Source organism: Micromonospora foliorum (assembly GCF_022229015.1).
GTDB classification, from domain to species: Bacteria; Actinomycetota; Actinomycetes; order Mycobacteriales; family Micromonosporaceae; genus Micromonospora; species Micromonospora foliorum.
Map to the genome: position 1 here is coordinate 18,023 of NZ_JAKKFF010000446.1, position 12,894 is coordinate 30,916.

Annotated in this window: 5 protein-coding genes and 1 pseudogene; 5 read left to right on the plus strand and 1 reads right to left on the minus strand. The window is 72.0% G+C overall.

The window, feature by feature from the left end:
* Positions 1 to 35 precede the first annotated feature (35 nt).
* Both PSH25_RS27070 and PSH25_RS27075 read left to right on the plus strand, forming a co-directional pair.
* Positions 36 to 3,287 (plus strand): AfsR/SARP family transcriptional regulator, encoded by a 3,252-nt coding sequence (locus PSH25_RS27070; protein WP_238661720.1) that lies wholly within the window; start codon positions 36 to 38, stop codon positions 3,285 to 3,287.
* A gap of 332 nt (positions 3,288 to 3,619) precedes the next feature.
* Complete coding sequence (locus PSH25_RS27075) at positions 3,620 to 4,399, plus strand: AfsR/SARP family transcriptional regulator (RefSeq protein ID WP_238661721.1); 780 nt, start codon at positions 3,620 to 3,622, stop codon at positions 4,397 to 4,399.
* A gap of 412 nt (positions 4,400 to 4,811) precedes the next feature.
* On the opposite strand, the gene PSH25_RS27080 is transcribed toward PSH25_RS27075, so the two are convergent.
* Positions 4,812 to 5,732, minus strand: coding sequence for an immunity 49 family protein (locus PSH25_RS27080; protein ID WP_238661722.1), 921 nt, complete (start codon positions 5,730 to 5,732; stop codon positions 4,812 to 4,814).
* 120 nt (positions 5,733 to 5,852) lie between these two features.
* On the opposite strand from PSH25_RS27080, the gene PSH25_RS27085 reads away from it, so the two are divergent.
* From PSH25_RS27085 to PSH25_RS27095, 3 genes and pseudogenes are all read left to right on the plus strand, one after another.
* Entirely contained in the window at positions 5,853 to 9,029 is a 3,177-nt protein-coding gene (locus tag PSH25_RS27085; RefSeq protein WP_238661723.1) for an AfsR/SARP family transcriptional regulator, read from the plus strand.
* 117 nt (positions 9,030 to 9,146) lie between these two features.
* A pseudogene (locus PSH25_RS27090) lies at positions 9,147 to 9,326 on the plus strand (response regulator); the annotation flags it as partial.
* Positions 9,327 to 9,569: 243 nt separating this feature from the next.
* Positions 9,570 to 12,659, plus strand: coding sequence for an AfsR/SARP family transcriptional regulator (locus tag PSH25_RS27095; RefSeq protein ID WP_238661724.1), 3,090 nt, complete (start codon positions 9,570 to 9,572; stop codon positions 12,657 to 12,659).
* The last annotated feature ends 235 nt before the right edge of the window (positions 12,660 to 12,894 follow it).

The window sequence follows — 12,894 nt, forward strand, 5'->3', positions numbered from 1 at the left end:
CCATCGAAATCAGTTTGCCTTGTTAGCCTGCGGCTGTGGAGCTGCGCCTGCTTGGCCCCGTCGAGGCTGTCATCGACGGACGGGTCGTGCCCGTCCGACGCCGTCAGGAGCGACGGCTGCTCGCCATCCTCTCGATGCGACCGGGCCAGTTCCACTCCGCGGAGCGACTCATCGACCTGCTCTGGGAAGACCGGCCTCCGGCCCAGGCACGAGCGGGCCTGCAGGCCATGATCTCGCACCTGCGGTCCACGCTGGAGCTGGGCCGGTCGATGGAGCCCGCCTTGCTCGCCCGACCCAACAGCTACGCACTGGAGATCCGGGCAGAGCGTGTCGACGTGCACCGGTTCACCGCCCTGGTGGCCCAGAGCAGGGGCGTCACCGACGCCGATCAGCGCATCGCGATGCTCAGCACCGCGCTCGGTCTGTGGCGGGGCGCCGCCCTGGCCGACGTCTTCGACGACGCCCAGCGGGGCCGGCTCTTTCCGGATCTCGACGAGGCACGACTGACCGCGCGGGAAATGCTGCTCGACGCGCGCCTCGACGCCGGCCAGCACCGAGAGATGTTGGCGCCGCTGCACGAGCTGATCAGTGAGGCGCCGACACGCGAGCGCCCGGTCGAGCTGCTGATGCTGGCCCTGAGCGGGACCGGTCGTCGCACCGAAGCCATCGCGGCCTACGCCGCCCTCACCGAGAGGCTCGCCACCGACCTCGGTGTCGCTCCCGGTAAGCAGATCCAGGAGACCTACCGGACGCTGTCACGCGCCACCGCACCCTCGGACGCCGCGCTGACGTCTCCCGGCGGGCCGGCGCAGCTACCGCGGCCGCCGGGGCACTTCGTCGGCCGCGGCGCCGAGTCGCGTCAGCTCGACCGCCTGCTCGCCAACGCCGCAGGGGCGCAGGTCCTGATCCTCTCCGCAGTCGTCGGCACGGCAGGTGTCGGAAAGACGGCGACCGCCATCCGGTGGGCGCACAGCGTCCGGGACCACTTCCCGGACGGGCAGCTCTTCCTCAACCTGCGTGGTTACTCTGCCGGCCGGCCCATGCGCTCGGCGGAGGCGCTCGGCGCGCTGCTGCGGGGTCTGGGCGTGCTGGCGGCCCACATTCCGGCGGATCCTGAGGAGGCAGCGGCCCTCTACCGCACTGTCGTCGCCGATCGCCGGCTGCTGATCGTGCTGGACAACGCCCTCGACGCCGAGCAGGTGCGGCCGTTGCTGCCCGGGTCCGCGGACAGCCTGGTGGTGGTCACCAGCCGCGACCGCCTGACCGGGCTCGTGGCCCAGCAGGACGCCCACCGCCTGACCATCGGACTGCTCCCGGAACCGGACGCGATCGAGCTGCTCACCGTCCTGCTCGGTGCCGACCCGCGAGCCGCCGAACGCGACGCGATCCGGGACCTCGCCCAGGTCTGCGGTCGGCTCCCGCTGGCCCTGCGGATCGCGGCGGCGCTGCTGCACGACGAGCCTGACCTCGCGGTGTCGGCCTACGTGCGGCAGTTGCGGCAGCGGAGCATCGCCGCCCTGGCGATCGACGACGACCCCAGCGTCGCCGTGCAGACGGCGTTCGACCTCTCCTACACCCGGCTTCCCGGCGAGGCCCAGCGGATGTTCCGCCTCCTCGGCACCGTTCCGGGGCTCAGGCTGTCGGTCGACGCGGTCGCGCACCTGGCGCAGACAACCGTGGACGCGGCCCGTCGGACGCTGGCCCGACTCTTCTCGGCGCACCTGCTGGAGTTCGACGACGATCGCGTCGCGCTGCATGACCTGCTGGGGCGCTACGCGGGTCAGCACAGTGCGCGGCAGGCCGGCCGGCCGGAGGCGCAGACCGTCCTCGCCCGCCTGTTCGCGTGGTACCTGGTCCGCGCGCAGGCTGCCGGTGACCTGTTGGCGCCGGGGCGGGTCCGCCTGGAGCTGCCGGCGGGCCTGGCGGCCGGTGACGCGGGCCTTCCGGACCGTGACGCGGCACTGGCCTGGCTCGAGGCCGAGGAGTCGAACATGGTGGCACTGATCAGGGCGGGCGCCGACGGCACGTCGAGGGCCGCTGCCGCCCTGCTCGCCGACCAGCTACGAACGTACTTCTGGGTCACCCGCAATTCACTGAACTGGCTGCTCGTGGCGCAGGCGGCGCTGCACGCGTCGGGTGGGGACGCCTACCCGGCCCTGCGGGCGTCGGCGCACATGAGTCTGGGCAACGTGTACCACCTCACGGGCAACCAACTGGTCGCGATCGCGCACCAACGACGGGCGGGTCACCTGTTCCGCAGCGCCGGGCACGCGCAGGGCCAGGCCGCCGCGGCCGGCTCGCTCGGCGCGGTCTTCGGCGACCTCGGGCAACTGGCGAAGGCGGCGGCCTGCTTCGAGCACGCGTTGCGGCTCAACGAGCGGATCCGCCACCGTTACGGCATCGCGGTGATGTCGAGCAACCTCGGGACGATCTACGCTATGGCGGGTCGACTGCGGCTGGCGGTCGAGCGACTCACCGCCGCCATCGTCATCCACCGGGAGGACGGCGGACGACCCAACGAGGCGGTCATCCTCACCAACCTTGGCCTCGTGCGAATCATCCGGGGTGAGTACCCGGCCGCCCTGGGCGATCTTCACGCGGCGGTGCGGATGGCCCACGAGGTCGACATGGCGTCGATCGAGGCGAATGCGTTGGCTGGGATCGGCCAGATCCACACGCTACGCGGCGACGTGCCGGAGGCGAGGTCGGCGCTCGCCGCCGCGCAGCGTCTCGCCGACCGTACCGACGACTGGCACTGCAAGGCGTCGATCGACATCGCCGAGGGGTGCCTGCTCCGGCTGACCGGCGACCCCGCCCGAGCGGCGGCCCGGTACACCCGGGCCGCCGAGTGGGCCAGGTCGGCGCGCACGCTGGCGACGGAGGCCGAGGCCCTGGTCGGCCTCGCCGCATCCGTCGCGGAGCGGACGCCGCTGTTGGCCAGGTCATCCCTGGAGCGGGCGGTCACGTTGGCCCGACAGTCCGGAGCCGCGGTGATCGAGATCGACGCGCTGGCGGCGTTGGGCGAGGTCGCCCGGAGGCACGGCGACCCCGTGCAGGCGGCCCGGCTCGCCGGCGAGGCGGCGCATCGCGCGGAGGCGATTGGGGCACCCCTGGTTCGCGCCCGCGCGCTGATCACCCTGGGTCACCTGGAGGACTCCTCGCGGGCCTGGCAGGAGGCACTGAGCATCCTGGATTCGCTCGGCACTCCCGAGGCGGACATCGTCCGGGCCCTGCTGGAGCGGCACGACGGCCGTCCGGCCGGTGTCCCGGCCGGACAGCCGACCTGACCTTCTCTCCCGGGGCGGGACCGGCGCCCGGGTGTAGTACCTCCGGCAACTGGTCGACAACCCGCTCACCGAGCAGTAGTCGCTTGTCGCTAGCGGCGGCGACGCGACAAGCAGCGGCGCCTCCGCTCCCGCGACCGCTGCGGCGGCCAGGCATCTGCGGGCCCGTCTGGTGATTTCCACCGTGCCTCCTGATGGGTGTTCTCAGCCCCGCGAAGCCGGGGACGCTCCGTTTGGTTGCCACGGCGTACGCGCTGCCAAGGAAACGCCAACCCGTGCTGCGCAACCTGATGACCAGGCCGTGCGCGGGGTGCGGTCGGCATGGAGGTCATCGCATGGAGTTCCGGATCCTCGGCCCGCTGGAAGCGTCCGTCGAAGGAACGCCCCTGCCGCTCGGCGGACGCCGGCAGCAGCGGATCCTGGCTGTGCTGCTGCTGCGGGCCGGCCGGGTGGTCCCGGCCGACAGACTGGTCGACTGCCTGTGGCCGCTGCGGCCGCCGGCCACCGCGGCGAGTCAGATCCGCAACTGCGCCGCGGCCCTGCGCCGCCAGCTCATCGCCGGCGGCCTGCCCGAGCGCTCGCTGGTACGCCGGCCGGGCGGTTACCTGCTGACGGTGGAGCCCGGCGCGCTGGATCGGACCCGGTTCGACGATGAGGCCCACCGGGCTCGGCGAGCGCTGGCCGCGGGTCGCGCGGCGGAGGCCGTCGGGTCCTTCCTGCGGGCCGAGGACCTGTGGCGCGGACCCGCCATCGCCGGTCTAGCCGATGGCATGCTGGAGCCGGAGGCCATGAGCCTGGAGGAGTCGCGGCTGCAGGTGATCGAGGAACGGCTGGAGGTCGAGCTGAGCCTGGGCCGGCACGCACGGGCCGTACCGGAACTCACCGCGCTGGCCCGGACTCATCCCGGCCGTGACCGGCTGCAGGCGGCCCTCATGGTCGCGCTCTACGGCAGCGGGCGGGGTGCCGACGCGCTGGCCTCCTTCGACCGGCTGCGCTCGTCGCTGCGCCGTGAACTCGGCCTGGAGCCGAGCCGGCGGCTGCGGGACCTGCGCCAGGCCATCCTCACCGAGGACGAGGCCCGGCTGCCGCCGATGGGCGTGGGGGCCGGCGCGTGACGGTGAGCCTCATCGGCGGGCATCTCCTCTTCGTCCGCAAGGAAGGTGACGAGATGCAGCTTGGGCAGTCGAGACATCAGCGGAGCATCGTCACACCCCCGATGTCGTCCGGTGCCGTCTGCACCGGTCGCTGCGAAACAGCATCGAGAGGCCACCGTCGGGTGAGGTCCCGGTGACGGTTGTACTGGCCGAGAAAGGGCTGCCACAGGTTATGTCAGTCTGCATGCCGTGCGGCGGGCGCTGCGCGCCAGCGGAAGGAGATTAGACCTGGCGGGTTCTGTATGGGACCCCCGTTCGCCCCCCGAAAACCCTGCCCAACACCGGGGTCGGCGACCAGTATTCGTCATCCCTGTGCATCGTTGGGCAATGCGGGTGTGGGACGTCGCCCGTGGTCGGTGCCGAGCGGCGCCACCTACGGCTGCGGGGCAGCCACTAGTGCTTCGGGCAGATAGGCGGACCGGATGCCCAATTGCCAGCCGTGCGCGAGATGGGCGAGGGCGGTCAGCGTGACGGCCCCGACCGGTAGCAGGCTCCGTGCGGCCGGGTCGGCGCCGACGCTCTCGCGGTGCGTCACGAGGCGTTGCTGAAGGGCCTGCTCGAACGCGGGCTGGTCGTCGTCGAGCAGGACGCGCAACAACCGCTGGTCCGGTGTCAACGTCCCCGCTGCGTCGAGCTGCTCGGCCGCACGCGTGCGCTCGAAGGTCGTTGGCTTCTGCAGCGGCGCCGGCTCGGAACGTGCGTCGGGATAGCCCCCCTGGACAAGGGGCAGGTATCCGCACAGAGCATCCATCTCGGCGAGGTCAGCCGCGGCGGACACCGACTCGCGCTTCGAGTACGGAACGCCGTCACGGATGGCGGGAGCGTAGTCGTCGCGCAACAGGGGGCCGAAAGCGCGGTCCGGCTCCCACAGCAGTCCGCTGAGGACGGACCACGCGAACGCGTCGGTCCACGTCCGCGCCGAGGTCCCGGGTAGGGCCGGCTCCCACGCCTCCTCATAGTGCAGCTCCTCGCTGTCAAGTGTCCTTGTCGCGAGCGGGAGGGGCACCGAAAAGTCACCGTCAGGGAAGCAGGCGAGGCTGAGCACGCCCATCGCGCACTCGGCAGCTGTGATCAGGGCGGTGCGCGACTCGGGCGCACGTAGAGCCGGGTCCGGCAGGGTGCGCGCGGCGAGGTGGTCGGTCAGCTCCTCGCCGAGTTCCCGCAGCCCGCGCCGCAGCGGCATGTCGCCGTAGCGCATGTCGTGCCATCGGCTGAAGGCCCGCCCCGACATGTCCTCAAGTGCCGGCATTATTCGCTGCTCCGCGACTGAATGACGCGTCACCTCAATCGTCATGCGTACCATCCTGACAGGGCCACGACAGCGCGGTCCCCGCTGGGTCATCCGTCAATCGATGTCAGTACCGACGGTGCCCGTCGTCATCAGGGCACTGCCGCCCGTGGCAGGATCTGCCGCGTGAAGATCGGGATGCTTGGGCGTTTCGAGGTTCGCACCGACGATGGCGCTCTGGCCGACGTGCCGGGCGCGCGGCTGCGCGGCCTGTTGATCGCCCTCGCGCTGCAACCTGGTCGCGTGGTCCCCAAGGCGGCGCTCGTCGACTGGATCTGGGGTGAACATTCCCCCGCCGACGCGACGAATGCCCTGCACCGTCTGGTTTCCCGGCTGCGCAAGGTGCTGCCGGAGGGATCGGTCGAGGGACAGACGGACGGCTATCGGTTGGCGGTGGGACCCGACGACGTCGACGCCGTGCGTTTCGAACGCCTCGTCACCGCTGCCCGGGTCCGAAATGACGACGACCCGCAACGGGTGCGTCTCCTGCGTGAGGCTCTGGCGTTGTGGAGCGGCGCCGCCATGCAGGATGTCGATCTGCCGGACAGCGGAGCATTCGACGCGGCGGCCGCCCGGCTCGAGCGGCTACGCCTGACGGCCATGGAGGATCGGTTCGAGACGGAGATCAGCCTCGGCCACGGCGCGGAGCTAATCGCGGAACTGACTGACCTGGTGGCCGCACAACCGCTGCGAGAGCGGCTTGTCGCGGCGCTGATGCGGGCACTTGTCGCGACCGGTCGCGACACCGAGGCGCTGCTCGTGTACGAGCGCACGAGGGAAGCGCTGGCTGACACGCTCGGTGTGGATCCCGCACCGGAGCTGTCCGCGCTGCACGTCGCACTCCTGCGGGGTGAGGTGGGACGGCGGGAGGAGGAGCGGAAGACGAATCTGCGTGTCGAGCTGACCAGCTTCGTCGGCCGGGACGCCGACGTTGCCGCGGTCTGCGAGCGCATCGGCGTCCATCGGCTCACCACCCTGATCGGGCCGGGTGGGTCGGGGAAGACCCGGTTGGCCACGGAGACCGCGCGCACGCTGCTCGGCGACCTGCCCGACGGGGTCTGGCTGGTGGAGCTCGCGGCCGTCGGCGCCGACGGTGACGTGGCACAGGCCACGCTCGCCGGGCTCGGTCTCCGGGATGCCCTGCTCGGCGAGACACCGGGCGCGGAGCCGACGGATCGGGTCATCGCCGCAGTCCGCGACCGGGCGATGCTGCTGGTGCTGGACAACTGCGAGCACGTGATCGGGTCGGCGGCGACATTCGCCCATCGGGTGCTCGGAGAATGCCGATGGCTTCGGATTCTCGCGACGAGCAGGGAACCACTCGGCATCACCGGTGAGTCACTGTGGCCGGTCGCGCCACTGGTCCTGCCCGCGCGAAACGCGAACCCGGGCGAGATCGCGTCCGCGCCGGCCGTACGGCTGCTGCGGGACCGGGCCGGCGCGGTGCGCAAGGATCTCGCGGCCGACGTCCACACGTTGGCGATGATGGCGCGCGTCTGCCGTGCGCTGGACGGGATGCCACTGGCGATCGAACTCGCCGCGGCCAGGTTGCGCACCATGTCCCTCGATCAGCTCGCCGACCGGCTCGACGACCGGTTCCGCCTGCTGACCGGTGGTAGCCGCACGGCACTGCCGCGGCACCGGACGCTGCGTGCCGTGATCGACTGGAGCTGGGAACTGCTCACAGACGCCGAGCGAGTGGTGCTGCACCGGCTCTCGGTGTTCTCCGGTGGGGTGAGCCTGAAAGCGGCCGAGCGGGTCTGCGTCGGCGACACGGTCGAGACGGATCAGGTGTTCGACCTGCTGACCGCGCTGACCGAGAAGTCACTGGTGCTCACCGAGGGGGAGAGAGCGCCGCGCTACCGCATGCTCGGCACGATCAAGGAGTACGCCCAGCAGCGTCTCGCCGAGGAGGGGGAATCGGAATCGGCCCGCCGCGCGCACCTCGCGTACTTCACCGAACTCGTCGAAACCGCGGAGCCGCATCTCTACCGCGCTGAGCAACTGGATTGGCTTGCAGTGCTCGATGCCGAGCACGACAACATCGGTGCGGCGATGCGCGGTGCGATCGCGGCCGGCGAGGCCGACGAGGCGATGCGGCTCGCTGCCGCGGCCGGCTGGTACTGGTGGCTCGGCGGGCACAGGGCGGAGGGCAACGAGCTGATCATGGCGGCCGCTGCCCTGCCGGGCGAGGTGGCCGACGAGAGCCGGGCCGTGGTGTACGCCCGCGCCGTCCACGCCGGCGTACACGCTGGTCGTTCCGTTCGTGACCTCGCGACCTGGGGGCCGGGTGATCAGCAGCAGGCGGAGGAGTGGATCCGCAAGGCGTACGAGATCAGCCAGCGTGTCCCCAGACACCACCGCGCGCTGAGGTTCGTCGCCGCGCTGGAACGCCTGTTGCACGCCCCGGACGCGGCCATGCCCGCGTTCGAGCAGCTGCTCACCGACGAGGATCCCTGGCTGCGCGCCCTCGCCCGGCTGCACCTCGGCAGATTGCGGATCGTGCTCGGCCATGACGGCTACGACGCCGACGTGCACCTGGAGACGGCGCTCGGCGAATTCCGTGCCCTCGGTGACCGGTGGGGGACGTCGTTCGCCCTGACCGAGCTGGCGAACCGGATTGCGATGCGTGGCGAGTTCGCCGGTGCCTGCGAGTACTACGAACAGGCGATCGCGGTCGTGACCGAGGTCGGCGCCAACGAGGATGTCGTCTCGATGCGGTCGCGGCAGGCCCAGTTGTACTGGCTGTCGGGGGATGCGGAGTCGAGCGCGGCCGCTCTCGCGGAGGCGCAGCGGCTCGCCGAGCAGGTCTCCTGGCCGAACGCGCTTGCGGAGCTGGCCCTGGCAAGGGCGGATCTCGCCCGCTGGCGCGGCGACGCCGAGCAGGCACGCCGGCAGCTCGACGTCGCGACAGCGATGCTGGGCGACGAGGCCAGGCGTGCCTACGTACGCGCCGTGGCACATGACCTGCTCGGCTACCTTGCCGAGGACCTCGACGAGGCTCGCGAACACCGCATCGCCGCCTTTCGCACGGCGACCGAGACGGGACACGGGCCCCTGATCGCCCAGGTTCTCGTCGGGGTCGCGGACCTGGCACTGCGCCTCGACCAGTACGAGCAGGCCGCGCGGTTGCTCGGGGCGAGCGCCGGAGTGCGCGGACTGCCGGACCTTTCCCATCCCGATGTGGCGAGGATCGAGCGGACGGTGCGGTGCCGCCTCGGCGAAGCGGTGTTCGCCGAGGCGACGCTGGAGGGCGCCTCTGCGGACTGGGGTCAGTTGGTGACGGTCACGCTCGCTTCGTGAACGTGGATCGGGCCCAGAAGTATCCGACGAGGGCGATGCCGACGCACCAGGCGAGGGCGGGGATCACGTCGTTGGCGGCTGGTGCGCCGTTGAGGCATCCGCGCAGGGTTTCGATGATCGGTGGCCGCCGCGCTCGTGGTGGCCCCGTGCGACCTGCTGCTGCTGGACCTCAACCTGCCGGACGGCGACGGCATCGAGGAGTGCCGCACCCTGCGAGGACGCAGTGCCGAGCTGGGCATCATCGCGGTCACCGCGCGGGGTGAGGAACGCGACCGGGTCACCGGGTTGCGGGTGGGCGTACCCGGGTCCAGGCAGCTTCCAGACTCGCCGGCCAACGGAACCGCCTCGCGTCGCGGTGAGCCCGGGTGGAGCGCCAGTCAAGATTTGCTCACGCTCGCGCGCGATCTCCCAATCGTCGATCTCCGAAGTGGCACCGCCGGTCGGGATGGGCGCGATGACTCGCAGCCAGCGCCCAGGAACCACGCAGCCAGCTGACCGACCGTCCACAACGGACAGGCATACTCACGGGCAGGAGGTTCGATGGAGTTCCGGCTGTTGGGCGCGGTCGAGGCGTGGGCGCAGGGCGCCCGGATCGACCTGGGTGGGCGCCAACCCCGACTGGTTCTCGCGGTGCTGCTGCTGGAGCCCGATCGAGTGGTGACGGTGGACCGGCTGGTCGACCTGGTGTGGGGCCACGCGCCGCCCCCCAGCGCCAGGGCCACCGTGCAGGCGTTGATCTCGCGGCTGCGCGCCGCGCTGCGCCGGGCCGGGGCGCCGGTGGAGCTGATCAGCCGCGTACCCGGCTACCTGCTCCGGGTCGACCCACTGGCGGTCGACGCCCACCAGTTCACCGCACTGATCGCGCGAGCCCGTACGGTCGACGACGACACCGCCGTGGACCTGTTCGACCAGGCGTTGGCCCTGTGGCGGGGAGAGCCGCTCACCGACGTGGCCGACGAGCAGGTGCGGCACCAGCTCTGTGCGGGCCTGCGCGAGGCCCGCTGGTCGGCGGTGGAGGATCGAGCGGAGGTGTTGTTGCGACAGGGCCGTTCCCGACGGCTGATCGACGAGTTGACCGACCCGGTGGCTCGGGAGCCCGGCCGTCAGCGGCTGGTCGGCCAGCTCATGATCGCCCTGTACCGGGAGGGCCGCGCAGACGAGGCGTTGGCCACCTATCGGCGGGTCCGGGACCGTCTCGCCGATGAGCTGGGCCTTGACCCGGCCCCGACGCTGCGCCTGCTCGAGGCACGGATCCTGCGCGCCGACCCGACCCTGGGGTCGCACGCTGACGCCGTCGCGACGGGCGGGGGAGCGAGCGCCGTGCCGATCCGCCCTGCCGGGCTGCCGCACAGCCTTTCCAGCCTCGCCGGGCGGGACGCCGAGCTGGCCCAGCTCGATGCCGGGCTGGCCCAGTCTGGCACCGGTACCCGGATCTGGGTGGTCAGTGGAACCGCCGGGGTAGGCAAGACCGCCCTCGTACTGCATTGGGCGCACCGGGTTCGCGCGGCGTTTCCGGACGGCCAGCTGCACCTGGATCTGCGTGGCTTCGACGCCGATCGGGATCCGCTGCCGCCCGAGGCAGCGCTCGCCCACCTGCTGACGGCGCTCGGGGTCGACCCGAGAGCGGTGCCGGATGACCTGGACAGCCGGGGGGCACTGCTCCGGTCGCTGCTGGCCGGCCGCGACGTGCTCCTGGTGCTGGACAACGCCCGTGACGTCAGCCAGGTCCTGCCACTGATCCCGTCCGCCGGCACCGTGCTGGTCACCAGCCGGCATCGCCTCGGCGAGCTGGTGGTGCGAGCCGGGGCACGGTCGCTGCCGCTGGGCGTGCTCACGCCCGGGGCGTCGGTACGGCTGCTGGCGACGCTGTTGGGCGAGGCGGCTGTGCAGGCCGAGGCGGCCGCGGTGGCGGAGCTGGCCCGGCTCTGCGGTCACCTGCCGCTGGCGCTGCGCATTGCTGCGGCCAACGTTCAGGCGGCGGGCGAGCCGGACATCGCCGGCCTCGTCCGCGAGCTGACTGACGGTGACCTGCTGGCAGGTCTCACCCTCGATGGCGCCGAGGAGGGCGCGGTCACGAAGGCGTTCGCCGTGTCGTACCGCGCGTTGCCGGCGCCGCAGCAGGAGATGTTCCGCCGCCTCGCTCTGGTGCCCGGGTCGAGCGTCACCGCCGGTCCGGCGGGCGCGGTCGCGGGCGTTCCGGTGGCTGCCGCCACCCAGCGACTGCGCGCGTTGGCTGCGGCGCACCTGCTCGAACGGCACGCCGGGGAGCGCTACCGCTTCCACGACCTGCTGCGCCGCTACGCCGTGGACCGGGTCGTCCGGGAGGAGGACGGAACCTCTCGGGAGGAGGCCCGGCGGCGGCTGCTCGACCACTACCTGAACACGGCGGACGCAGCGGGTCGCCGGATCATCCCGCACTTCGTGCGGTTGCCGCGCCCGGCGACCGCGGATCCGTTTCCCGACAACGATGCGGCTGTCGCCTGGTTGGACGCCGAGTCGTCGAACCTGACCGCCGCGGTGGAGCAGGCTGCCCAGCGCGGTCCCCGCCGGTACGCCTGGCACCTCACCGACGCGCTGCGCGCCTACTTCCACCAGCGGGGTCGGCGAGCGGAGTGGCTGACCGCGGCGACGGCCGCGCTGGTCGCGGCCCAGGCCGAGGGCGACGCTCAGGCCCAGGCCGCCATGCACCAGAGCATCGCGCTGGTGCAGGTCAACAGCGGCCGGTACGAGGAGGCCCGCCAGCATCTGCTCGACGGGCTGTCCTGCATCGACGCGGACAGCTGGGAGGAGGGACGAAACGGCATCCTCAACAACCTCAGCGCCGTACACCAGCGGCTCGGCGACCCGCAGGCGGCGATCGACTGTGCCCGTCTCTCGTTGGCGCTGAGCCGCCGATCGGGCAATGACGGCGGGGAAGCGATGTCCCTGGCCAACCTGGGGTTCTCCCACTGGCAGCTCGGCGCGTTCGCGGAGGCGGACGCGCACTTCAAGGCGGCGCTGGAACGGGGTGAGCGGGCCGGGGCGAACTACAACGTGGCTGTGCTCCTGGTCGACCTGGCCAATGTGCGCCGGGATCGGGGTGACCACCGCAGCGCCGAGGACCTCTATGCCCGGGCGCTCGCCGCCAATCATGACCTGGGCTACCGCTACGGCGAGGCGACCGCTCTGGCCGGCCGGGCCGTGCTCCGGTGCGACACGGGTCGGGCGGAGCTCGCCCGCGCCGACGCCGAGCGGGCGGTGGCGCTGACCCGCGAGATCGGCGACGCGGGCACCGAGGCGTGGGCGGCGGATGCGTTGGGGCGGGCGTTGCTGGCGTTGGGACGCCCGGGGGAGGCGGCCGAGCAGCACGGCCGGGCACTCGAACTGGCACGGCGTACACGCTTCTGCTGGTGCGAGGCGACGGCCCTGACCGGCCGCGCTGCCGCCGAGCTGGCCGCGGATGACCCGCTGGCCGCCGGGCGGCACGGCCGGGCGGCGATGGCCCTGGCCGTCCGGTCCGGCTACCGGCCGATCGAGGTACGGGTGTCCCGCATCCTCGCCCGTGTCGCCGAGCGATGCGGCGACGCGGCTGAGGCGCTGCGGCTGAACGATCGTGCCGCACGACTGGCCGAGGAGATCGGGTACGCGTAGCCGTGCGGATCGGCTCCACAGTCGCGGCGGGCGCCCCGACCCCGACGACGACGAGCGCGAAGGAACCGGCCCGGTCCGGCTGAAACCCCATCTTCCACCGCTGATCGGCGGATCGTTGGCTTCTTCCGCAGGGCGCTGCAGGGCCATTGCAAGCGCGTTGCAGGTGCTGGTCGAAACCATGCCACGAGACAGAGCGTTGCGACCGGAATGGCAGGTGGGCGCTGCGGCGCAGCTC